The sequence below is a fragment of the Sandarakinorhabdus sp. DWP1-3-1 genome, assembly GCF_049896705.1.
Taxonomy (GTDB): Bacteria; Pseudomonadota; Alphaproteobacteria; order Sphingomonadales; family Sphingomonadaceae; genus Sandarakinorhabdus.
Map to the genome: position 1 here is coordinate 654,863 of NZ_JAFCUV010000002.1, position 23,380 is coordinate 678,242.

The 23,380-nt window shown below is 65.2% G+C and carries 19 protein-coding genes and 2 pseudogenes; 12 read left to right on the top strand and 9 right to left on the bottom strand.

The window, feature by feature from the left end; all coding sequences use genetic code 11:
- Window positions 1–61: 61 nt before the first annotated feature.
- Together ACP7AI_RS12595 and ACP7AI_RS12600 are read left to right on the top strand one after the other, a co-directional pair.
- The gene (locus tag ACP7AI_RS12595) at window positions 62–2,071 is read left to right on the top strand and encodes a TonB-dependent receptor (RefSeq protein ID WP_426167848.1); all 2,010 of its coding nucleotides are present in this window, start codon (window positions 62–64) and stop codon (window positions 2,069–2,071) included.
- A gap of 55 nt (window positions 2,072–2,126) precedes the next feature.
- A complete protein-coding gene (locus ACP7AI_RS12600; RefSeq protein WP_426167850.1) occupies window positions 2,127–3,377 on the top strand; it encodes a dicarboxylate/amino acid:cation symporter in 1,251 nt (416 codons plus the stop codon).
- Between the two features lie 52 nt (window positions 3,378–3,429).
- On the opposite strand, the gene lysM is transcribed toward ACP7AI_RS12600, so the two are convergent.
- Both lysM and ACP7AI_RS12610 read right to left on the bottom strand, forming a co-directional pair.
- A complete protein-coding gene (gene lysM, locus ACP7AI_RS12605; RefSeq protein ID WP_426167852.1) occupies window positions 3,430–3,909 on the bottom strand; it encodes a peptidoglycan-binding protein LysM in 480 nt (159 codons plus the stop codon).
- A gap of 82 nt (window positions 3,910–3,991) precedes the next feature.
- Window positions 3,992–4,867: pseudogene (locus tag ACP7AI_RS12610) on the bottom strand (YifB family Mg chelatase-like AAA ATPase); the annotation flags it as partial.
- 40 nt (window positions 4,868–4,907) lie between these two features.
- Between ACP7AI_RS12610 and ACP7AI_RS12615 the strand changes: the two are divergent.
- Window positions 4,908–6,509, top strand: a complete 1,602-nt coding sequence (locus tag ACP7AI_RS12615; RefSeq protein ID WP_426167854.1) for a recombinase family protein — start codon at window positions 4,908–4,910, stop codon at window positions 6,507–6,509.
- A 1,320-nt stretch (window positions 6,510–7,829) separates the two neighbouring features.
- Window positions 7,830–8,660, top strand: a complete 831-nt coding sequence (locus tag ACP7AI_RS12620) for a hypothetical protein (RefSeq protein ID WP_426167856.1) — start codon at window positions 7,830–7,832, stop codon at window positions 8,658–8,660.
- 1,141 nt (window positions 8,661–9,801) lie between these two features.
- On the opposite strand, the gene ACP7AI_RS12625 is transcribed toward ACP7AI_RS12620, so the two are convergent.
- Entirely contained in the window at window positions 9,802–9,963 is a 162-nt protein-coding gene (locus tag ACP7AI_RS12625) for a hypothetical protein (protein WP_426167858.1), read from the bottom strand.
- Between the two features lie 357 nt (window positions 9,964–10,320).
- Here ACP7AI_RS12625 and ACP7AI_RS12630 point away from each other — a divergent pair, with 357 nt between their 5' ends.
- Complete coding sequence (locus tag ACP7AI_RS12630; protein ID WP_426167860.1) at window positions 10,321–10,995, top strand: recombinase family protein; 675 nt, start codon at window positions 10,321–10,323, stop codon at window positions 10,993–10,995.
- Here ACP7AI_RS12630 and ACP7AI_RS12635 read toward each other — a convergent pair.
- From ACP7AI_RS12635 to ACP7AI_RS12650, 4 genes and pseudogenes are all read right to left on the bottom strand, one after another.
- The gene (locus ACP7AI_RS12635; RefSeq protein ID WP_426167862.1) at window positions 10,925–11,335 is read right to left on the bottom strand and encodes a hypothetical protein; all 411 of its coding nucleotides are present in this window, start codon (window positions 11,333–11,335) and stop codon (window positions 10,925–10,927) included. The genes ACP7AI_RS12630 and ACP7AI_RS12635 overlap by 71 nt on opposite strands.
- 226 nt (window positions 11,336–11,561) lie before the next feature.
- Window positions 11,562–11,855: a hypothetical protein gene (locus ACP7AI_RS12640; RefSeq protein ID WP_426167864.1), complete on the bottom strand. Its 294-nt coding sequence runs from the start codon at window positions 11,853–11,855 to the stop codon at window positions 11,562–11,564.
- Entirely contained in the window at window positions 11,833–12,609 is a 777-nt protein-coding gene (locus tag ACP7AI_RS12645; protein ID WP_426167866.1) for an HNH endonuclease, read from the bottom strand. The genes ACP7AI_RS12640 and ACP7AI_RS12645 overlap by 23 nt, the downstream gene beginning before the upstream one ends.
- Window positions 12,610–12,748: 139 nt before the next feature.
- Window positions 12,749–13,387 (bottom strand): annotated as a pseudogene (locus ACP7AI_RS12650) (magnesium chelatase domain-containing protein); the annotation flags it as partial.
- A 143-nt stretch (window positions 13,388–13,530) separates the two neighbouring features.
- Between ACP7AI_RS12650 and ACP7AI_RS12655 the strand changes: the two are divergent.
- Window positions 13,531–13,851, top strand: coding sequence for a PGPGW domain-containing protein (locus ACP7AI_RS12655; protein ID WP_426167868.1), 321 nt, complete (start codon window positions 13,531–13,533; stop codon window positions 13,849–13,851).
- Between the two features lie 16 nt (window positions 13,852–13,867).
- On the opposite strand, the gene ACP7AI_RS12660 is transcribed toward ACP7AI_RS12655, so the two are convergent.
- Window positions 13,868–14,929, bottom strand: a complete 1,062-nt coding sequence (locus ACP7AI_RS12660) for a sensor histidine kinase (RefSeq protein WP_426167870.1) — start codon at window positions 14,927–14,929, stop codon at window positions 13,868–13,870.
- Window positions 14,919–15,170, bottom strand: a complete 252-nt coding sequence (locus ACP7AI_RS12665) for a hypothetical protein (protein WP_426167872.1) — start codon at window positions 15,168–15,170, stop codon at window positions 14,919–14,921. The genes ACP7AI_RS12660 and ACP7AI_RS12665 overlap by 11 nt, the downstream gene beginning before the upstream one ends.
- 47 nt (window positions 15,171–15,217) lie before the next feature.
- On the opposite strand from ACP7AI_RS12665, the gene secA reads away from it, so the two are divergent.
- The 6 genes from secA (at window position 15,218) to tuf (ending at window position 23,336) form a co-directional block, all read left to right on the top strand.
- Window positions 15,218–17,980, top strand: coding sequence for a preprotein translocase subunit SecA (gene secA, locus ACP7AI_RS12670; RefSeq protein WP_426167874.1), 2,763 nt, complete (start codon window positions 15,218–15,220; stop codon window positions 17,978–17,980).
- 36 nt (window positions 17,981–18,016) lie between these two features.
- The gene (locus ACP7AI_RS12675) at window positions 18,017–18,793 is read left to right on the top strand and encodes an energy transducer TonB (RefSeq protein WP_426167876.1); all 777 of its coding nucleotides are present in this window, start codon (window positions 18,017–18,019) and stop codon (window positions 18,791–18,793) included.
- Between the two features lie 255 nt (window positions 18,794–19,048).
- Window positions 19,049–19,420: a 30S ribosomal protein S12 gene (gene rpsL / locus ACP7AI_RS12680; protein WP_152577498.1), complete on the top strand. Its 372-nt coding sequence runs from the start codon at window positions 19,049–19,051 to the stop codon at window positions 19,418–19,420.
- A gap of 13 nt (window positions 19,421–19,433) precedes the next feature.
- Window positions 19,434–19,904: a 30S ribosomal protein S7 gene (gene rpsG, locus ACP7AI_RS12685; RefSeq protein ID WP_426167878.1), complete on the top strand. Its 471-nt coding sequence runs from the start codon at window positions 19,434–19,436 to the stop codon at window positions 19,902–19,904.
- A gap of 63 nt (window positions 19,905–19,967) precedes the next feature.
- Window positions 19,968–22,040: an elongation factor G gene (gene fusA / locus ACP7AI_RS12690; protein ID WP_426167880.1), complete on the top strand. Its 2,073-nt coding sequence runs from the start codon at window positions 19,968–19,970 to the stop codon at window positions 22,038–22,040.
- 105 nt (window positions 22,041–22,145) lie between these two features.
- The gene (gene tuf, locus ACP7AI_RS12695) at window positions 22,146–23,336 is read left to right on the top strand and encodes an elongation factor Tu (protein ID WP_426167882.1); all 1,191 of its coding nucleotides are present in this window, start codon (window positions 22,146–22,148) and stop codon (window positions 23,334–23,336) included.
- The last annotated feature ends 44 nt before the right edge of the window (window positions 23,337–23,380 follow it).

Below are 23,380 nucleotides of genomic sequence, written 5' to 3' on the forward strand. Positions count from 1 at the left end.
GAGCGCCGGTGCGGCCGCCAGTGGTCTTGCCGCCGGCACGCGGCGCCGCCATGACGGCGCGATGGACCTGCCCCCGCCCGCCGCCGAGATCGTCGTTACCGGCACCGCCCTGCCGACGGCGCCGGGCGCCGCCGCCTATTCGACCGTCACCATCGACCGGGCGCGGGTCGCCGGCACCGCCTCCGGCCGCGTCGAGGATGCGCTGAAGGATGTCGCCGGCCTCGCCGCCTTCCGTCGCAGCGACAGCCGCGCCGCCAACCCGACATCGCAGGGCGTCACGCTGCGCGCGCTCGGCGGCAATGCCGCGTCGCGGGCGCTGGTGCTGCTCGACGGCGTGCCGCTGGCCGATCCGTTCGCCGGCTATATCCCGTGGAGCGCCATCGACCCGGCGACGTTGGCGAGCATCCGGGTGACCCGCGGCGGCGGGGCGGGGGCGTTCGGCGCCGGCGCGGTGGCGGGCACGCTGGAGCTGCAGAGCGGCGGGCCCGATGTGCTGCCGCCGGTGTCGCTGGCGCTGGCCGGTGGCTCGCGCGACAGCTGGGCGGCGAGCGGCAGCGTCACGGCGCGGCTGGGTGGCGGCTTCGTTACCGCCGGCGGCCGCTATGATCGCGGCGACGGCTATGTGCTGCTGCCGGAGGGCCAGGCCGGGCCGGTCGACATTCCGGCGCGCTATCGCAGCTGGGGGGCGTCGCTGCGCGCGGTGATGCCGATGGGCGACGCCAGCGAGGTGCAGGTCGCGGCGCGGGCCTTCGACGATGTGCGTTTTCGCGGGCTGGCGCTGGCCGGCTCGACCAGCCGCGGCGTCGATGCCAGCGTGCGGGTGATCCACCGCGGGCGTTGGGGTGTGGAGGCGCTGGCCTATGTCCAGACGCGGGATTTCGCGGCACAGTTCGCCAGCATCGGGCCGGGCCGGGCCACAGCGACGCCGACGCTCGACCAGTATCGCACCCCGGCGACGGGGATCGGCGGCAAGTTTGCCGTACGGCCGCCGGTCGGCAGCGCGCACAATCTCGAGATCGGCGTCGATGCGCGGCGTGGTGACGGCACCAGCAAGGAACGATTTCGCCTTGTGGCCGGCAGCTTCACCCGGCTGCGCGAGGCCGGCGGCGCGACCTCGACGATCGGCTTTTATGTGGAGGACAGTTGGTCGCTGACCGACACGCTGACGCTGACCGGCGGCGCCCGCGCCGATCGCTGGACCATCGAGGCCGGCCGGCTGCGCGAGATCGACAGCGCCACCGGGGCGATGACGCTCGACCTGCCGGCACCGGGCCGCGACGGCTGGCGCGGCACGGCGCGCGGCGGCGCGGTATGGAAGGTGGCGCCGGTGCTGGCGCTGCGTGCCGCCATCTACACAGGCTTCCGGCTGCCGACGCCGAACGAGCTCTACCGCCCGTTCCGCGTCGGTGCCGATGCGACCGCGGCCAATCCGGCGCTCGACCTGGAGCGCGCGCGGGGTGTCGAGGCCGGGTTCGATTGGCGGCCGCTGCCGGCGGCGCATCTGTCGGTGACCGCCTATGCCAATGAACTGTCGGGGGCGATTTCCAACGTCACGCTGGGGCGTGGGCCGGGCACCTTCCCGCAGGTCGGCTTCGTCGCCGCCGGCGGCGCCTTCCGCCAGCGGCTCAATCTCGATGCGGTGGTGGTGCATGGTATCGAGGCCGACGCCGGTGTCGAGTTCGGCCGCTGGAGCGCGGTCGCGTCCGCCGCCTGGGCCGATCCGCGCGTCCGCGCCTCCGGCCTGTCGGCGGGTCTCGACGGCTTGCGCCCGGCGGTGACGCCGCAGTTCAGCGCCTCGGGCACGCTCGCCTGGACCGGCGATCGGCTGCGCGGCAACGTCACGCTGCGCCATTCCGGCGCGCAATTCGACGACGACCAGAATCTGCGCCGCCTGCCGGCGGTGACGACGGTCGATGCCGGCGCCCGGCTGCGGCTGCTCGGCGGCCTGTCGGTGGAGGCGCGCGCCGAGAACATCGGCGATGCCGAGGTCGTGTCGGGCCTCAGCGCCGACGGCATCATCGATCGCGGCCAGCCGCGCACGCTGTGGCTCGGGCTGCGCTGGGAGGGGTAGCGCGCGTGCAAAATGACTTGACCGCAACCCGCCGCCGCCGGAAGCGTGGCGGCCGATGAACAGCAACCGCCTGACCCGCTATATCCTCGTCGCGCTGGTGACCGGTGTCGCCACCGGCTATGTGATCAACATCTCGGTGAACGCCGAACAGGCCAAGGACGCGGCCTATTATTTCAGCGTGGTCACCGGCGTCTTCCTGCAGCTGATCAAGATGATCATCGCCCCGCTGGTGCTGTCGACGCTCGTGGTCGGTGTCGCGCACATGGGCAGCGGCGGCGCCGTCGGGCGCACCTTCGGGCGCACGCTCGCCTGGTTCATCACCGCCTCGGTGGTATCGCTGTCGCTGGGCATATTGATGGTCAATCTGCTGGCGCCGGGCGTCGGCGTCGGGCTGACCCTGCCGCCCGCCGACGCGGCGACGGGGCTGGCCAAAAAGGCATTCGACCTCAAGGAGTTCATTCTCCACATCTTCCCCAAGTCGATCTTCGAGGCGATGGCCACCAACGAGGTGCTGCAGATCGTCGTCTTCTCGCTGTTCGCCGGCGTCGGGCTGATCGCCATCGGCGACGCCGGCAAGCCGATCACCCGCGGGCTGGAGGCGCTGATGCACCTGATGCTGACGGTGACCGGCTATGTGATGAAGGTGGCGCCGTTCGCGGTGTTCGCCGCCGTTGCCTCGGCGATCGCGGTGGAGGGGCTGGGCATCCTCATCGTCTTCGGGAAGTTCATCGGCGGCTTCTACCTGGCGCTGGCGATCCTGTGGCTGGTCCTGCTCGGCGCCGGTGCCGCGGTCATCGGCCTGCCCAACATCCTGCGACTGGTGCGCGACATCCGCGAGCCGTTCCTGATCACCTTTGCCACCGCATCGTCGGAGGCGGCGTACCCCAAGATGCTGGAGTCGCTGGAACGCTTCGGCATTCCCAACCGCATCGCCAGCTTCGTGCTGCCGCTGGGCTATTCGTTCAATCTCGACGGCTCGATGATGTACTGCGCCTTTGCCAGCATCTTCATCGCCCAGGCCTATGGCATCGACCTGACGCTGGGGCAGGAAATCTTCATGCTCGGGCTGTTGATGATCACATCGAAGGGTATCGCCGGGGTGCCGCGCGCCAGCCTGGTGGTCATCGCGGCGACCTTGCCCTATTTCAACATCCCGGAGGCCGGGCTGCTGCTGATCCTCGCTGTCGACCATTTCCTCGACATGGGCCGCAGCGCCACCAACGTCATCGGCAATGCGGTGGCGACGGCGGTGATCGCGAAATGGGATACCGGCACGGAACCGGTCGAGACCATAGCGCCGGCATGAAAAAGGCGGCGCCCGCCAAGGCACCGCCCCGTTCAACCGATCGGTGCCGCGATCAGAGCGGCGGTACGCGCAGGACCTGGCCCGGATAGATCTTGTCCGGGTCGCTGAGCATCGGCTTGTTGGCCTCGAAGATGCGCGGGTAGAGGCTAGCGTCGCCGTACAGGCGCTTGGCGATGCCCGACAGCGTGTCGCCCTTTTCCACCGGATAGAATACCACCGCATCCTCGTCGGCATGGTCGTCGTCGGTGTTGGCGGCGGCGGGGGTCGCGCCGGCAGCCGGCGTGATCGACGACAGCGGCACGCGCATCTGGTTGTCGACCTTCTGGATGCCGTCGTTGTTGCCGACCGCCATGACGATCTTCGACGCTTCGGCACGGTTGGCGGCGAGGCCGGTCACCGTCGCGACGCCATCGGCCACCGTCACGCCCAGGTTCTGCACGTTCAGGCCCAGCTTGGCGACCTGCGCCTTGATCGCGTCGGGATCGGGGCCGCCGATGCCCAGCTTGTCCTTGATGAAACTGTAGATACCCATAGACGTTCTCCTTCGGCTCGGGCTTAAAACGTGCCGTTACCGTTATCGTTGCGTCGCCTGCAGCGCAATTCAGTTGGCCGGGTTAGTTGACTGGCGCTCGCCGACGATAGCTCAGCGCCTCGGCGATATGCAGCCGCGTCACCTGTTCCGCCCCGGCGAGATCGGCGAGCGTGCGCGCCACGCGCAGCACCCGGTGATAGCCGCGCGCCGACAGCCGCAGCGTGTCGGCGGCCTGGGCGAGGAGCTTGGCGCCGGCGGCGTCGGGCGTCGCCGCGGCTTCCAGCACCTTGCCGTCGGCCTCGGCATTGGTGCGCGCCGCGGCGCCGGCATAGCGCGCGGTCTGGATGGCGCGGGCCGCGGCGACGCGGGCGGCGACGATCGCCGAGGTTTCGGACGGCGGCGGCAGGCTGAGATCGGCGGCGCTGACCGCCGGCACGTCGACATGCAGGTCGATGCGATCGAGCAGCGGCCCCGACAGCCGCGCCTGGTAATCGACGGCGCATCTGGGCGCCCGCGAACAGGCCTGCGCCGCATCGCCGAGATGCCCGCAGCGGCAGGGGTTCATCGCCGCGATCAGCTGCACCCGCGCCGGATAGGACACATGCGCCGCCGCCCGCGCCACCATGACCGTGCCGGTTTCCAGCGGTTGCCGCAGCGAATCGAGGACGCCGCGCTGGAATTCGGGCAGCTCGTCGAGGAACAGCACGCCCAAGTGCGCCAGGCTGACCTCGCCGGGCCGCGCCTTGGCGCCGCCGCCGACCAGCGCCGGCATCGAGGCGCTGTGATGCGGACTGCGGAACGGCCGGGTGCGCACGAGGCGCCCGCCTTCGAGCTCGCCGGCCATCGATGCGACCATCGAGACCTCCAGCGCCTCGGCCGGGGTCAGTTCGGGCAGGATGCCGGGCAGGGCGGCGGCGAGCAGCGACTTGCCCGAGCCAGGCGGGCCGGACATCAGCAGGTATTGCACGTTGCGACCCGTTGAACTGGAGGCGTCCAACATGCAAATTCCGCTTATGCCGTCGGTCTATTCTTACACGCGATTTTCGTCACCTGAGCAGGCGAAAGGCGACAGCTTTAGACGGCAGACCGAGGCCGCGGCGGCGTGGGCAGCCGCACGCGGGATGACTTTAGACGAGCGCCTGGACCTTCGAGATATGGGAGTGTCCGCCTACCGCGGTCTGAACGTTGAGGAAGATCGCGGGCTAGGGGCGTTTCTGTACGCCATTCGGCAGGGGCTAGTAGAGCCCGGATCGGTTCTGCTTGTTGAAAGCCTGGACCGGATTAGCCGCATGGTCCCCCGACGCGCTCAGCGGATCGTCGAGGAGATTATCGAGGCTGGCGTGGACATCGTGACCCTAAGCGACGGCCAGCGGTACACCCTAGAGCGGCTCGATAACGACCCTACCGCCTTCATTATATCCTACATGGTCGCCTTAAGAGCCCATGAGGAAAGCAAGACTAAGGGGCGCCGCGTAGCTGCGGCTTGGGAGCAAAAGCGCAAGCGTGCGGCGGAGGGCGGAGGCGGCCTGTATAGCCGCCGGGCGCCTTCGTGGCTGCAACTTACTCCGGCGGGCTGGGAGCCGGACGGGCCGAAGGCCGCGGCCGTGGCGCGCATTTTCGCGCTCACGCTCGCCGGCATGGGAGAGCACAAGATTGCCGAGACCCTGAACGCCGAGGGCGCTCCGGTATTGGAGCGCGGCGCCCGCTGGCACCGCTCCACGGTGGCCAAGGTGCTCCGCAATCCCGCTGTCATCGGGCAGCTTGTCCCGGGCCGGATCGAATACGTCGACGGCCGCAAGCGCCGCGTTCTAGAGGCTCCCGTGTCGGGCGCCTTCCCGGCTGTCGTGTCGGAGGCCGATTGGCAGGCCGTGCGAGCCATTAAGGACGGCAAGCACGCTGCCCCTAGAGGCCGTGGGGTCGCCCCTGTCGTCGCTAACATGCTCGCCGGGCTGGCGCGCTGTCCAATCTGCGGGGATGCTATGACCCGTGTCTACAAGGGGAGGGCGGCCAAGGCCGGCAAGCCCAAGCTAGTCTGTACACGCGCGAAGGCGGGAGCCGGCTGTCAGTACGTCTCTGTGGACCTAGCGGCGGTTGAGGCCGCGTTGCTCAATGACGGGCCCGAGGCCCTCCAAGACGTTCCAGCGGGCGGCCGCGGGGAGGCCCTGGACGGCCGGCGGGACCGGTTAGCGGCGGAGATAGACGGCACCCGACAGCTTGCCAGCGACCTTGCGGACGCCCTGGTAGCCGCCCCGTCACGGACAGGCGCCAAGAAACTCGCGGACATGGAGGCGGACCTAGACCGTCTTACGGCCGAACTTGCCGCGCTAGACAGGGAGCGCGGCGTTGTCGACGGCGGGCTGATACAGGCCCGCGTGGGGCCGCTGGTGCGGCTGCTGACGGCCGGCAGAGGCGCGGCCGGTCCTGATCGGCCTGCCATCAATGCAGCGCTCCGAGTGCTAATGGAGGCGGCTGTTGTCGACTACCGCGACAGCCGGCTGGTGCTCGCGTGGCGGCAGGGTGGGGAAACGGTCATCCAGTATGCCTATCAGTGGCCGAAGCGGCAGGCCGGGCGGCGAACGGCAGTTGCTGCGGCTGGGTAGCTAAGGCGCGTTAGGACGGCCGTAGAGCGACGATTGAGGGCGTCCGCGGGGTTGATACCTGAGAGGCCCTCTTGACAGCATTCTGAGTCATCCTGACGCGATTTAGGCTGGTTTTGAGCGGCATCGAATCAGCGTTTGCACACGCTCTACCAGATTAAGCCACTGGCTGATTAGGTCGCTGAGCGCCGAATCTCGGCAGAGAGCCCGAGTTATCCACAGCCAAGTTAACTTGATCGAAAAAAGAAAGGGCCCGCTTAATGCGCAGGAAACCTTTTATTTGCAGCGCCTTATCTGACATGCGTCTCCGCAGGATAGAACTAAACCGGGGATAACGTGTGCTTCGGCACTACCGAAGGCGATAACGGGGTTGTATGAAGGGCAATCGGCGATTTCCAAACCGCCGAAGGACCGGAGACGGTAGGCGTCCAGGCCGCGGCCCCCTTCCACAAGGGGCCGACTCAATGCCGTCTCCGGTCCGTAGATTGTACGCTTACCGTGTTACCTGGTGCAACTAGGCGTGTTGCACATCGTGCAACTTTTTTGTGCTGCGATTTTTAGCTGTGTTCTGGCGCACACACATCGGCGCCGTCATTTCCCCACCGTGTGAGCGTTGACAGCAGCCGAAGTGCTGTTTGGACATCGTATGCGGCTAAGCAATTCGCGTGACGTATGCTGTTGGCGGCAATTCGGTCCCCGTATGCTGACGCGTGCAAATCGGCGCGTGTATGCCAAGCGCGCAATTTGGGCGGGGTATGCTGGCGCCAACAATTTAGCCGACGTATGCTAAAGGCGCAATTCGCTCCCCGTATGACATCGTAGGCACCGCGCCGCGGTAACTCGGGCCGCAGCTATTTCCACGATATATGCATCAACACGCGCAGCGTATGCTGATCCAGCGGTTCCTCCGTCGTATGCCTATTCGCCCTACGTATGGGATTTCCCCTCCGTATGCTCTGAGCGCGTCCGTCTGCGTTCGGGGACCGCCCTGACCGCCCCAAACTTTCCTGAGATTAGGTGAGACCCCGCATCGCGGGCCTGCCCTGTTGCCTGTCTAACGACTAGCGCAGGGCGGGCCGGCGTCGGAGGCCCCGACCTCTACCCCAGATCGAGCGCGCCCGCTTTCACGCGCCCGAGGCTTGAGCGCGTCTCTGCCGCTCGCCATCGCCGCCCCCGGTTTTTGTCATGGGCTGGGGGCGGCACCCTTTCCGAAAGCCCGATTAACCCCGGATCGACGCGATGACACGCGCCGGCCGCTGCCCTGTCACGTCGTCGGAGCGTGCCGGGCCGACTACCCAACCTCCGGCATATGAAAGCAAGCCCGTGACAACGGACCTTGAAAGCAACCCCCAGGGCGCTCCTGAAGCCGCCCCAAGCGACACCCCGGCCCCCGCCGTCGCGCCCCAACAGGCCCTCAATGACACTCTGCGGAGCGCCGTTCTAGGCGTCCGTGCGGCCCCCGACGCGCCTTTGCCGGCGGAGTATTGGGCGGACGCGCCGCGCGGCTCTATCGACCCGGCGACCGTCAGCGGCGCGCAAATCTTCGCACTTGTTGACACGATGCTGTCGGACCCGATCAACTTTGACCCGCTGCCGGGCGGGGATCGCCGCCCACGTAACATGCCGCGCTCTGCGCTGCCGCCTGAATGGCGAGAAGCCGCAGACAAGGCCATTAACGCGGCCGGCGCCAACGGCAACGCGGAAGCCGAGCAGGCAATCATTGATGAGACGGCGCACCGTATGGTGAAGCGCGCACGCTTCAATGCTGGGCCGCCTGAGCAGTCATCTCTGCTGCACGGGGCGCTATATGACGTTCGACAGACTGCCGTGCGGCTTCTGGATGAAACGGAGGCCCTTACGGCCCGCCGCGACGCCATCACCGGCTATGACCTTCAAGGGCGCCCGCGGTACGTCCTGCCTGAACTGGAACGCGCCAAGCTGTCGGCGGAGATACAGGCCAAGAACTTCGAATACACCGGCCGCCGGCTGGATGCCGTCCGCAGGGTGAGGCAGGCGATAGCCGCCGACTATGCCGAGCGGCAGAAAACCGTTGAAGGCGTGGAACTTGAAAAGGCTGCCCAAGAGCGCGCCCGCCAGCTTCAGATAGAGGAGCGCGCCCGCGAGATCAACGCTCGCCGGCCGCGTCGTCTGTGATGGACTTGGCCGCTCTCGCCGCTAGCCGGTTCCCCTTCGCTGCCTTGGCCGGCGCCATACCGGCCAGGGCGCGGGACTACTTCAACAACGCTCTGCTACGCGACCGCCTCACGGCCCCGCAGGCGCACCGCCTTGCCGGCTCCCTGATCGGCCAAGGCCGCCAGCTGATCGCTCGAAAGCCGCCGCCTACACTAGCACGGCGCCACCCTTCAGGACCGCACCCATGGTGATGTTCGATCCTCCCGACCCGGTAGCGCGGCGACACCGGGCAAAGGCGCGGCTGCCGCTGATGCCGCACGAAAGGGCCGCCGTTGCAGAGTGGCTTGCAGCGACGGGCGCCAGCAATCTGACCGCGGCGGCAGCACGCCTCGATGAACACCTAGCCCGATTGGCTGGGCTAGACGTGGACGTCTGGGCCTAGCCGAGCAGTAACTCACCGGCCAGCCGTGGGGCGTCCTGAACAGCGTTGCAAGGCGCTGCTGAGGCCGCCCCACGGCAATGGCATGAGACTATGTATCATAGAATGCCTCTAGATCGAGTCTGGAGGCCCCTCAGAGCGCCGATACGGCGTCTACTGGACGGTTGGTAGGGCAGAGGCGTGTATACGCGCTCAGGGGCCTTCTGAGCGGCTGCGCCGCAGAATGGCAACAGTGGATAGAGGGGAGGGCTAGAACGTGACTAGTCCAAGCGCACTCATTAGGGCGCTCCATGGAGGTCTATGGGCCTACAGGGGCTCCATGGAGAGTCTAATGAGTGTCTTATGGTACACTCCTACTTCTACATCCCTACTAGCACTCTATCCATACACCCTTAAAGACACTCCATAGGGCACTGATAGTTTCCCTCTTTGTCTCCCTCATCGTGTCTTTGATGGCGCCGGTCTGTATTTCAAGGGGCAGGCCGATTTTTTGGCGCACATTTCCGAGCGCCCTTACGTACAAGCCGTTGCCCCATTTACCCCCTGCGGGGTCGCCGACCTCTAGCGTCGCGCCGCTCCAAGGGTGCGCCTTTGCGGCGTCGATAGGGCGCTCCAAGGCCGGGGGAAAGGCGCCCCGACAATGTGCCGGGGCGCGTCCCTTCGCGGCGGTGGTGAAGCCTCAGCGGCGGCGGTGGTGTCGCCGCGCCGTCCCTGTCGTTCCTGTTAGCCGTTCCGGCCGGCGTAGAAGCCGCCGGGCAGGATCGCGTGGGGATTATCCCAGCCGGCTTGCCAGCGCGGCTTGGAGGGGTCGCCAGCCGTAAGGCGGACGAACGAGAGGCCCCGGCCGATTTCAAGGCCCAAGCCGAACAGATACACGTCGAGCATGTGTGTCTCCTAGTTTCCAGCGATGAGAAAGAGCGCCCCGGAGGGCAGGGTGGAATATCGGGCCGGCGGGCCTGCGTGTCAAGAAAATCTATGTTCCTCAATGCCTTGTGTCGGTATCTGCCGACTGTCTGCGGCTGTCAATCGCCGGCATTTGCCGACAGTTGGCGCCTCGCAGGGACCCTTGGGCGACCATGCCCCGCGGCTCTGAGTGCCTGCTTGACAGAGCACCAGGGCGCCATACATAACGGCCTAACGTCCGTTGCGCCATTCTGTACAAGGCGCAGCGGGCACCTGCCGGAGGCCCGCTATCGAATGCGCACGCCCGGCACCGGCTGTTGTTTTGCAAGGGAGATTGTCATGCGGATCGTCGCCTATCACCGCGTATCCACCGCCGCTCAGGGGCGCTCCGGGCTCGGACTAGAAGCCCAGCAGGCGGCCATTGAAGCCTTCGCGGCGTCCCGTGGGGCGCGCGTCATCGCCTCCTACACCGAGGTCGAAAGCGGCAAGCGGGATGACCGGCCGCAGCTAGCCGCCGCCCTCCACCGGGCAAAGGTGACAGGGGCAACGCTTGTCATCGCCAAGTTGGACCGGCTGTCCCGCAACGTCGCGTTCCTTGCGAGCCTACATGACAGCGGCGTGCAGTTCGTGGCAGCCGACATGCCGGAGGCGAACGAGTTGACAGTGCATATCATGGCGGCCGTCGCCCAGGCGGAGCGCAAGGCGACCGCAAAGCGGACCCGGGAGGCGCTACAGGCCGCCAAGGCGCGCGGCGTGCGGCTCGGCAATCCCAACGGCGCCGCCGCCCTGAAACGGGCGGGCAAGGGCAACGTTGCCAGCTTGGAAGCTATCGGCGCCCGTGCGGACGCTTTTGCGGAGGACTTGGCGCTAGTCCTAAAGGACATAATGGCGGCCGGGGTTACGTCTTTGGACGGGATCGCGCGAGAGTTAACCGCGCGGGAAATCAAGACTCCTCGGGGCGGCCGCTGGCATCCTTCGTCGGTGCAAAATTTGATGCGGCGGCTTTCCTTCTAACGGCATTTGCCTGTTGTCGTGCAAAGTCGGCCGCGATGTTGGCGGTTTTTCGGATTGCGTAAGCCTCCTCCTCAACCCGATCTAACTCTTTGCGCCACCAGTCCAATGCTTGTTGCACAGCCTCAATGGGCTGAAGAACCTGCCCGCCGATCAGCATTGGCAACGTTTCTGGGCCCTTCTCCGAATACGCAAACCTGTATTCTTTAACGGCGCTGTTGCGTTGTCCATCGACAAAATTGTGAAATATTAGATGATCAATCGGGGTTTGTTTCCAGCGCGCCATAGCGGCGTTGGCGGCTTTAAAAAGTTCGGCCTGCCGCTTGCCATCCACCTTATGCAATACGTGCCCCACCGCCCTAAGCACCGCGAGGCAAGCTATCCAGCGAAGTCTAAACAATTGGGGCTGCTCGTGTGCTGACACAGCCTCTAATTCAGCTAAGGCCGCGTATGCGTCAGTAAGGACTGTACGCGCGGCCTGAGCCACTATCGCGTGGCGCTTTTTTCGTTGTTTGGTTCCAACGTACATTTTAGTGCTGTCGAGCCCCGTGTCGATGACTAATGCCGCTCTACTTCGCCGCTATCTCCCGACAACCTAGATTGGTCATTACGTCTTTGATCTCGTTTGGTGTCCGCGCCGTGGGTGTAGTGTCGAAGGTTGCTGCCTGCTGAGCGAGCGCGGCGCATCGAAGCCTTATCGGGTCGAGAGTTCTACTCTCGGCGGCGGACTGTTTGATCGCTTTTTCAAGCACGTCGAGCCGCGTGTCGAGTTTCCCCAGCCAAAAGACTCCACCCAGAACCGACGTGATCCCGGCAATCCCTCCCAATCCGACAACAGCGTCAAACCACAGCTTGCGTTCCATCATTTACCCCCTTCAATTTGCCGCGGACTATCTCACTGAGCGCCGCGAGCGTCAGCCACGGCTTCGCGCTGTGAACCATGCGGTGGCAGTTCGCGCACAACAGCGCCAGGTCCTCCACCTTCGTCACTTCGCCGGCCTGCATGGCGTGCACCGGCTTGACGTGGTGGGCCTCTATAAACCCCAAGCCGCGCTCCCCGTATCGCTCCGCAAAGTCGAAGTCGCATGCTTCACACGCCAGCCGGCCATTAGCCGCCAGCGCCATTTGCTTGCGCTTGGCAACGAGTGTGGCGTTCCGTTCTCGAACCAGGTGCGTTCGAAACTCCGCCTTGCCCTCAGGCGCCGACAGACCGGCAGGGTAGTCAATAAGCGGCTCCCCAGGCGCCTCAGGGGCGCTCCTAGACCGAATCGAGCCGGCCTCCACGGCAAGCGCCTGCGCGCGGCCTGCAAACTCCGCCCATACGGCCTTATCGCCCCGCCCGGTCTGACTAAGCCCGACGCCTCCGCTGCTGACATAGGCCGGATCGAGTGCCCGGAAGTTCATCAGCTTCATAGCCACGCCGTTTGCGTTTCGGAACGTGGCGGAGCCGCCGCCCTGCGCGAGTGCGGCTAGCCATCCTGACAACTCCCGCACCTCAGGGTGTGTAGGGGGCAGCGGCTTCCCGCCGTGCCGCACGTACATATCCAGGGCAAGGACCAGTTCATCGCGCGTCCATGGCGGGTTGCGCTTGCCCGCCGGCGCCATGTCATCGGCCATAATCGCCTCCAGCCTTTAATCCGCGCATTAGGGCCGCGAGCGGCGCTATAGATGGTGTAGCCCCATAACGCCGCCGGCACTCTGCCAAAATGTCGAGTTCATTCTGACGCAACGTGCTGGGTCTGGACGTGCACAACGTTAGGAGGTTATGGCCCCCGGCGGCGGCGATCTCCACGGCGCGCTTGGCGGTTCCCTGGCCCTTGATCTCGGCCATGTCGGGGCCGGTGCGGACCAGATCGGCGAGGCTGCGCTGCGGCGGCGACAGCAGTTGCGTGCCTTTCAGATGGTTGAGCAGCGACAGCAGGTCGGGCGCCGCGACGACATCGACCTCGCCGGCCCAGGCTGCTTCGCCGCCCTGGCTGGCCGGGCAGATCAGGCCGAGCTCGTTTTCGGCGGCATGCAGTGCCGCCAGCAGCACGCCCGGCACCGGCGCCAGCGCGCCATCGAGGCCGAGTTCACCGACGACGAGGAAGCCATCGAGCGCATCGGGCGCGATGACACCCATGGCGACAAGCAGTCCCAGCGCGATCGGCAGGTCATAGTGGGAGCCTTCCTTGGGCAGGTCGGCCGGCGACAGGTTGACGACGATGCGGCGCGGCGGCAGCGACAGGCCGATGGCGTGCAGCGTCGCCTGCACCCGCTCGCGGCTTTCCTTAACCGCCTTGTCGGGCAGGCCGACGGTCAGGAAGCCGGCCGCACCCGACGACATCTGCACCTGCACGTCGACCCGGCGCGCCTCGAGCCCGAGGAACGCCACCGTTCCGACATGCGCGACCATAGCTGCCCCTGTTTTCACGAAATTCGTTGCGACCCCACTGCGGTTATGTCGCATCGCCGGCGCATGGGCAATTGTTCACGATGGCTTTTCAGTGCCCTGTCACTGCCTTGTCTGTGCCACAACTGACACCTAGAGCCTGCGACGTGAAACGCCCGGCCTTTCTTGATGTGCTGATCAGAAGCGAACCCTTCCGGGTGTTCCAGCTGATGCTCGGCGCCTTCCTGATGCTGGTGGCGCCGATCATCGGCATTCCGACACCGGGACCGCTCGGTATCTTCGTCTTTGCCTTTGGCCTGGCGCTGGTGCTGCGCAATTCGGCCTGGGCGCGGCGGCGCTATGTCCGCTACACCCGCCGCTATCCGCGGGTGCAAAAGGCGGTCAATTTCGGCCTGCGGCGCAAATCGAAACGCAAGCCGGCGACGCCGCCGCTGGGGCCGTTGCCCCCGCCGCTGGATCGCCGCTGACCCGCCGCCGACCCGCCTAGACCGGTTCTTCGTCGGCTACGGCCTCCGCCCCTTCGGCATGGGTAACGGTCACGATGGTTCCCGGCGCGCCGTCGCTCACGGCGATTTCGGCATTGAGGTGGCGGGCGAGGGCGGTGACGATGCTGGTGCCGAGGCCGGGCGACGTATCGGCCTCCCCGTCCATGCCGATGCCATCGTCGGTCACCGTCAACGTCCAGGCATTGCCCGCGGCACAATAGGCCACGGTGACCTTGCCCTGACGCTTGTCGGGAAACGCGTGCTTCAGCGAATTGATCACCAGTTCGGTGACAACAAGCCCGATGCTGACCGAAATATTGGCGGGCACCAGGCTGTCATCGGCGGTCGATGTCAGCGAAATCCGGTCGTGATCGTCGATCATCGAGGCGCCGAGGCTCTGGCAAAGCTGTTTCAGATAGGGGCCGATGTGGACCTCGTCATTCTCCGATTCGGCCAGCTTGCGCTGCAGCTCGGCGATGGCCAGCACGCGGCTATGGGCGTCCTTCAGGTGCACCCTGGCGTCTTCAGAGCCGACCTTGCGGGCGCTTTGCATCAGCACGCTGGCGATGATTTGCAGGCTGTTGGCGACGCGGTGCTGGATTTCGCGCACCAGCACCGCCTTTTCCTGCAGCAGCCTTTCGTTGGCCCGGGTCGCGATGCGGGCATCGGTGACATCGGCGATCGCGACCAGAACGCGGGTACGGGTGGGGCTGCCGTCATAGGCCAGCTTGCTGGCATTGATGACCAGCCGCCGCCGGCCGCGCTTCGGCAGGTCGAGATCGATTTCATAGGCGGGGGTGATCTCGGCGCCCGACAGTGTGGCGGACAGCAGCGACCGCAGACGCGGCACGTCCCATTCGCCGTGGCCCAGTGCAAAGATGTTGTGGCCGATGATGTCGCCGGGCGACAGGTCGAAGCACCGCCCGAATGAAGTGCTGGCGAGAACAACGCGCAACTCGCCGTCAAGCAGGATCAGCGGCGATGTCGACGACCCGATGACGGCGCTTACCAGTGTCAGCGCGACTTCGGGAACGATGACCGCGAATTCGTCAGGAGCCATGGTTAAGCCCTTCGCAAAGCAGCCGGAGGGTTACAACTTGCAAACCATTGACCGGGATCGACCGCAGCCCCCATCCCGCCACCTGACTGGAACCGACTTCCTGCAACATCCGGTGTAGCACGCCGCTGCGGCATCGCGTCATAAAATCACAGCGACCTGCAATCGTTGGTGTGGCTGCATGGTTGCCGGTGGCCGAATTGACGAAAGCGGTCGTCGCCCCTACATCGCTGCGGTTCGACATGCGCGGCCCCTTTTGCGGCCGCCGGTCGCCTGCGCGTTAGGATTTTCATGCTCGGATTCGGCGGTATCGCCAAGCGGCTTTTCGGTTCAAGCAACGACCGCTACGTCAAGTCGCTCGGCACGGTGGTGGGGCGGATCAATGCCCTTGAGCCGACCATCTCGGCGCTGACCGACGACCAGTTGCGCGCCCAGACCGACAAGCTGAAGGCCGAGCTCGCCGCCGGCAAGACGCTCGACGATGTGCTGCCCGAAGCCTTTGCGACGGTGCGCGAGGCCGCCAGGCGCACGCTCGGCCAGCGCCATTACGACGTGCAGCTGGTCGGCGGCATCGTCCTCCACCGCGGCGAGATCGCCGAGATGCGGACCGGCGAAGGCAAGACGCTGGTGGCGACGCTTGCCGTCTACCTGAACGCGCTGGCCGGCAAGGGCGTCCATGTCGTCACCGTCAACGATTATCTCGCCGCGCGCGACGCCGGCTGGATGGGCCAGGTCTACAAGTTCCTCGGGCTCAGCGTCGGCGTCATCGTCCCCAACATCGACGACAATACCCGGCGCGAAGCCTATGCGGCCGACATCACCTATGGCACCAACAACGAATTCGGCTTCGATTTCCTGCGCGACAACATGAAGTACAGCCGCGAGCAGATGGTGCAGCGGCCGTTCCATTATGCCGTCGTCGACGAGGTCGATTCGGTGCTGATCGACGAGGCGCGGACGCCGCTGATCATCTCGGGCCCGACCGACGACAAGAGCGAGCTCTACATGTCTGTCGACACGATGGTGAAGACACTGTCGGCCGAGGATTACGAGATCGACGAGAAGCAGCGCTCGGTGATCCTCACCGAGGACGGCACCGAAAAGGCCGAGCGCGCGCTCGCCGACATGGGGCTGCTCGAAGGCGAGAACCTTTATGATTTCGAGAATACCCAGGTCGTCCATCACCTGAACCAGGCGCTGCGCGCCAATGTCATCTATCGCCGCGACACCGATTACATCGTGCGCAACGACAAGGTGATCATCATCGACGAATTCACCGGCCGCATGATGGATGGCCGGCGCTGGTCCGATGGCCTCCACCAGGCTGTCGAAGCCAAGGAAGGCGTCCAGATCCAGCCCGAGAACCAGACGCTGGCCTCGATCACCTTCCAGAACTATTTCCGCATGTATCCCAAGCTGGGCGGCATGACCGGCACGGCGGCGACCGAGGCGTCGGAATTCTTCGACATCTACAAGCTGAATGTCGTCGAGATTCCGACCAACAAGCCGGTGCTGCGCGAGGACGTCGACGACGAATTCTACAAGGATTCCGACCAGAAATTCAGGGCGATCGTCAAGACTATCCGCGAGTCATCGGCGCGCAACCAGCCGATCCTCGTCGGCACGGTATCGATCGAAAAGAGCGAGATGCTGAGCGAGTTCCTGAAGACGGAAGGCGTCAAGCATGTCGTGCTGAACGCCCGCTTCCACGAACAGGAAGCCCATATCGTCGAACAGGCCGGGCGGCTCGGCGCCGTCACCATCGCCACCAACATGGCTGGCCGCGGCACCGACATCCAGCTCGGCGGCAATTTCGAGGCGCGGGTCGAACGCGAACTGTCCGAGATGGAGCCGGGGCCGGAGCGCGATGCCGCCGTTGCCCGCATCCGCCAAGAGGTGGAAACCGAGCGCCAGGCCGTGCGCGACGCCGGCGGGCTGTTCGTGCTCGGCACCGAGCGCCATGAGAGCCGCCGCATCGACAACCAGCTGCGCGGCCGCTCGGGCCGCCAGGGCGATCCGGGGCTCAGTCGCTTCTACCTGTCGCTCGACGACGACCTGCTGCGCATCTTCGGCCAGCAGACGATGCTGAGCCGCATGATGAACAACAGCCTTGAAGAGGGGGAGGCGATCGTTCACCCCTGGATCTCCAAGGCCATCGAGACGGCGCAGAAGAAGGTCGAGGCGCGCAACTACGACGTGCGCAAGCAGTTGCTGCAATACGACGATGTGATGAACGACCAGCGCAAGGTCGTTTACGAACAGCGCGCCGACATCATGGACAGCGAGACCGTCGGCGACGTCGTCGTCGACATGCGTCACGAGACGATCAACGCCATCGTCGCCGAGCATTGCCCGGCCAACAGCTATCCCGAGCAATGGGATGTCGAGGGGCTCGAGGCCGCCGTCCAGAACACGCTGGCGCTCGACCTGCCGGTGCGCGACTGGCCGCAGGAAGCCGCGATCGACCCGGAAATCGTCGTCGATCGGCTGATCGCCGCCGCCGACGCGCAGATGGCGGCCAAGGCCGCCCAACTGCCGCCGGGCAACTGGGTGGAGATCGAGAAGAACTTCCTCCTCCAGGCGCTCGACCATCACTGGAAGGAGCATCTGGCGACGCTGGATGCGCTGCGCCAGGTTATCCACCTGCGCGCCTATGCGCAGAAGACACCGCTCAACGAATACAAGTCCGAAGCGTTCGCGCTGTTCGAGCGCATGCTGGTCATCGTCCGCGAGGATGTGACGCGGATGCTGTCGCACGCCCAGTTCCAGATGGATTCACCTGCGCTGGCGCAGCCGGCAATGCCGAGCTTTGTCACCACCCACATCGACCCGCTGACCGGCGAAAACGACGCCTTTGGCAGCCGCGGCTTTGCCCGCACCGACGCCTTTGGCAGCCTGCCGGCCGGCGCGCTGACCGGCGTCATGGCGGCGACCGCGGAACTGACCGACGTCGACCCGGAGGATCTGGCCGAATGGCACCGGGTGGTGTCGCGCAATGCCGTCTGCCCGTGCGGTTCGGGCAAGAAGTTCAAGCATTGCCACGGGGTGCTGTAGCGGCATAGTTTCGACCCTCGCACTTCGGGGGACGTGATGCTGGCGTTGATGATGGCGGCCGCAGTCGTGGCACCGGTTCCGATCGCCGGAACGATGTGGTTCAGCGATGGGGACTATTCCGACACAGCGCGCAGGGCCGGGATGGCGGGCACCGTCTGGTACCGCCTCGCAGTGGATAGCAAGGGCCGTGTCAAAGGCTGCACGATCCTGCAGGGAACATGGTCGCCCCGTCTCGACAGCGTTGCCTGTGATGCAGCGAGCCGGCGAGCCCGGTTCCAGCCAGCGCGCGACGCCGATGGCAATGCCGTCGACGGCAGTTTCGACGGGCCGGTGAACTTCACACTTGCAGGAAGCCCGCCATCGCCCAACGCCGGGCACGTGGTACGCGTCGAGTTCGATCGGCTCGGCCGGGTAACGCAGTGCATCGTCAAGCCTATGATGCCCAACGCAATGATGCCCGATGACGTCCACAAGAAATGCGATCGCCAAGGTAATGCGGGCGTCTTTTTCGGATTCCTCGACCGACCAACGCGAGGGTTGCGTTGGGCGGAAATCCGGACGGTCCAGTTGCCGGAAGCAAGCCACTATTTCGATACTGGGTTCGCTGTCCGCAATGTCATCGCAGAAGCCGAATTCCAGACGCTCGAAACGGGCGAGATCACGAAGTGCGAGCCAGTGCGGGGCGCCGAGATCACAAAGCCCCCGGCGTCGCGCATCGATCTTTGCGTTATCGGTGGATTGGCGCCGACGGCTACTGCGGATGGCCGCAAGGTCAGAACACGGCGGCTGGTGATCGACGCCGTAGGAGGTTAGGACGACAGGCGGAGACGCCGGCCCCCGTGAATCCAATTGACGGGCAGGGCCTCCAAGCCTATAGGCCGCGCTCCCGTATATGGGCCGAAATCAGGCAAGCCTCGATTCCGGCGTGTGGACGCGAAATGAAACAACAGGCTGCGCCGCGCGCGTGAGGCTCTCCGTCAGGGGTGCCAAGCGCGCTTATGCCGTAAGGGCGGTTCGGACCTGGAGTAGGTGGCGCAAGCCACCGAACAGCAGGATGACAAAGACACGATGCCGACTATCAACCAGTTGATCCGCAAGGGTCGCGAGCCGCAGAAGGCCCGCAACAAGGTGCCGGCCATGGAGGCCTGCCCGCAGAAGCGTGGTGTTTGCACCCGCGTCTACACGACGACCCCGAAGAAGCCGAACTCGGCACTTCGCAAGGTTGCCAAGATCCGTCTTACCAATGGCTTCGAAGTCATCGGCTACATCCCCGGCGAGGGCCACAACCTTCAGGAGCACTCGGTGGTCCTGATTCGCGGCGGCCGCGTCAAGGATTTGCCCGGTGTGCGCTACCACGTTCTGCGCGGCGTGCTCGACACCCAGGGTGTCAAGAACCGCAAGCAGAGCCGGTCGAAGTACGGCGCCAAGCGTCCCAAGTAAGAAGGATTAGAAAATGGCCCGTCGTCGTCGCCCAGAAAAGCGCGAAATCCTGCCCGACCCCCGTTTCGGTGATGTCGTGCTGAGCAAATTCATGAACCTCGTCATGTACGAGGGCAAGAAGTCCGTCGCCGAACAGATCGTCTATTCGGCACTGGAAACCATCGAGGCCAAGAGCCGCCGCGAACCCGTCGGCGTCTTCCACGATGCGCTCGCCAATGTCCGCCCGGGCATCGAAGTGCGCTCGCGCCGCGTCGGCGGTGCCACCTATCAGGTGCCTGTCGAAGTGCGCCCGGAGCGTTCGCAGGCGCTCGCCATTCGCTGGCTGATCGCCGCTGCCCGCAAGCGCAGCGAGCACACGATGGCTCAAAGGTTGTCGGGCGAGCTGCTCGATGCCGCCAACAACCGCGGCGCCGCCGTCAAGAAGCGTGAAGATTCGCACCGGATGGCCGAAGCCAACCGCGCCTTCTCGCACTATCGCTGGTAGCACCCCATATCACGGTACCGCTGGTGACGGCGGTACCGCAGACCTCTCGCTGGTAGAAGAATCATGGCTCGCACAACCCCGCTCAACATGTACCGCAACATCGGGATCATGGCGCATATCGACGCCGGGAAAACCACGACGACCGAGCGGATTCTCTATTACACCGGCAAGTCGTACAAGATCGGCGAAGTGCACGAAGGCACTGCCACGATGGACTGGATGGAGCAGGAGCAGGAGCGCGGCATCACCATCACGTCGGCCGCGACGACGTGCTTCTGGAACGACCACCGCATCAACATCATCGATACCCCGGGCCACGTCGACTTCACCATCGAGGTCGAACGCTCGCTGCGCGTGCTCGATGGCGCCGTCGCGTGCTTCGATGGCGTGGCCGGTGTCGAGCCGCAGTCGGAAACCGTGTGGCGCCAGGCGGACAAGTACAAGGTGCCGCGCATGTGCTTCGTCAACAAGCTTGACCGCACCGGCGCCAATTTCGATCGCTGCGTGCAGATGATCAAGGATCGCCTGGGCGCCCGCCCGGCCGTCCTGTACCTGCCGATCGGCCTCGAGGGTGATTTCATCGGCCTCGTCGATCTCGTCGAGAACCGCGCCATCGTCTGGCTGGAGGAATCGCTGGGCGCCAAGTTCGAATACAAGGACATTCCCGATGACCTGAAGGATGCCGCCGCCGTCGCCCGCTCGGAACTGATCGAGATGGCCGTCGAGCAGGACGATGCCCTGATGGAATCGTACCTCGAAGGCACCGAGCCGACGACCGCCGAGCTGAAGGCGCTGATCCGCAAGGGCACGCTGGCGTTCGCGTTCGTTCCCGTGCTGTGCGGTTCGGCGTTCAAGAACAAGGGCGTGCAGCCGCTGCTCGACGCCGTTGTCGACTATCTGCCGAGCCCGCTCGACATTCCGCCGATGCACGGCATCAACCTGAAGGACGAGGACGAGATCCGCGAAGCGTCGGACGACGCGCCGTTCTCGGCGCTGGCCTTCAAGATCATGACCGATCCGTTCGTCGGCACGCTGACCTTTGCCCGCATCTATTCGGGCAAGATGGAAGCCGCCTCGACGGTGATGAACTCGGTCAAGGACAAGCGCGAGAAGATCGGCCGCATGCTGCTGATGCATGCCAACAACCGCGAGGACATCAAGGAAGCCTATGCCGGCGACATCGTCGCCTTGGTCGGCCTCAAGGACGTCACGACGGGCGACACGCTGTGCGCGCCGCTGAAGCCGATCATCCTCGAGCGCATGGAGTTCCCGGACCCCGTCATCGAAGTCGCCGTCGAGCCCAAGACCAAGGCCGACCAGGAAAAGATGGGCATCGCGCTCAATCGCCTGGCACAGGAAGATCCGTCGTTCCGCGTCACCTCGGACATGGAATCGGGCCAGACCATCATCAAGGGCATGGGCGAGCTCCATCTCGAGATCCTCGTCGACCGCATGCGCCGCGAGTTCAAGGTCGAGGCCAATGTCGGCGCGCCGCAGGTTGCCTATCGTGAATCGCTCGCCCGCAAGGTCGATGTCGACTATACCCACAAGAAGCAGTCGGGCGGCTCCGGCCAGTTCGGCCGCATCAAGTTCTCGGTCGAACCCGGCGAGCGTGGTTCGGGCATCATCTTCAAGGATGACGTCAAGGGCGGCAATATTCCCAAGGAATATATCCCGTCGGTCGAGAAGGGGATCCGCGAAGTTGCGGCCTCGGGCTCGCTGATCGGCTTCCCGATCATCGATTTCGTCGCGACGCTGTACGACGGCGCCTATCACGACGTCGATTCGTCGGCGCTGGCGTTCGAGATCACCGGTCGCGGTGGCATGCGCGAAGCCGCCACCAAGGCCGGCATCAAGCTGCTCGAGCCGGTGATGAAGGTCGAGGTCGTTACCCCGGAAGATTATCTGGGCGACGTCATCGGCGATCTCAATTCGCGCCGGGGCCAGATCCAGGGCACCGATACGCGCGGCAATGCCCAGGTCATCGAGGCCCAGGTGCCGCTCGCGAACATGTTCGGGTACGTGAACCAGCTGCGCTCGATGAGCCAGGGCCGGGCGCAGTACACGATGCAGTTCAGCCATTACGAGGAAGTACCCTCGAACGTGGCCGAGGAGATCAAGCTGAAACTGGCTTGATTTATTCCTGTGTACCGCTAGTCAGCGCCCCTTCCGGTGGCGCTGATTCGGCCATAGGCGATCACGAAAAACGAAACAGAATTCACGAGAAAGAGGTTTACGGCCATGGGTAAGGCAAAATTCGAGCGGAACAAGCCGCACTGCAACATCGGCACCATCGGTCACGTCGACCATGGCAAGACCTCGCTGACGGCTGCCATCACCAAGGTGCTGGCCGAAACCGGCGGCGCCACCTTCACGTCCTACGCCAACATCGACAAGGCGCCGGAAGAGCGTGAGCGCGGCATCACCATCTCGACGGCGCACGTCGAGTACGAGACCGCCGCCCGCCACTACGCCCACGTCGATTGCCCGGGCCACGCCGATTATGTGAAGAACATGATCACCGGTGCCGCCCAGATGGACGGCGCGATCCTCGTCGTGTCGGCCACCGATGGCCCGATGCCGCAGACCCGCGAGCACATCCTGCTCGCCAAGCAGGTCGGCGTGCCCGCCATGGTCGTCTTCATGAACAAGGTCGACCTCGTCGACGACGCCGAGATCCTCGAGCTCGTCGAGATGGAAATCCGCGAGCTGCTCTCGAAGTACGACTTCCCGGGCGATGACATCCCCATCACCCAGGGTTCGGCCGTGTGCGCCCTCGATGGCAAGCGCGACGACATCGGCCATGACGCCGTGCTGGCGCTGATGAAGACCGTCGATGATTACATCCCGCAGCCGGAGCGTCCGCTCGATCGTCCGTTCCTGATGCCGATCGAGGACGTGTTCTCGATCTCGGGTCGTGGCACCGTCGTCACCGGCCGTGTCGAATCGGGCATCGTCAAGGTTGGTGAAGAAATCGAGATCGTCGGCATCAAGGACACCCGCAAGACGGTGTGCACCGGCGTCGAAATGTTCCGCAAGCTGCTCGACCAGGGCCAGGCCGGCGACAACATCGGCGCGCTGCTCCGCGGCGTCGGCCGTGAAGACGTCGAGCGCGGCCAGGTGCTCTGCAAGCCGGGCTCGATCAAGCCGCACACCGAGTTCTCGGCCGAGGTTTACGTGCTGTCGAAGGACGAGGGTGGCCGTCACACGCCGTTCTTTGCCAACTATCGCCCGCAGTTCTATTTCCGCACGACCGACGTCACCGGTACCGTCGAGCTGCCGGAAGGCACCGAGATGGTCATGCCGGGCGACAACGTCCAGCTGAAGGTCAAGCTGATCGCTCCGATCGCCATGGACCAGGGCCTGCGCTTCGCCATTCGTGAAGGCGGCCGTACCGTCGGCGCCGGCGTGGTTGCGAACATCATAAAGTAAGGCTATAGGGCCGCTTCCTTTGGGGAGCGGCCCGATTCGTCGAG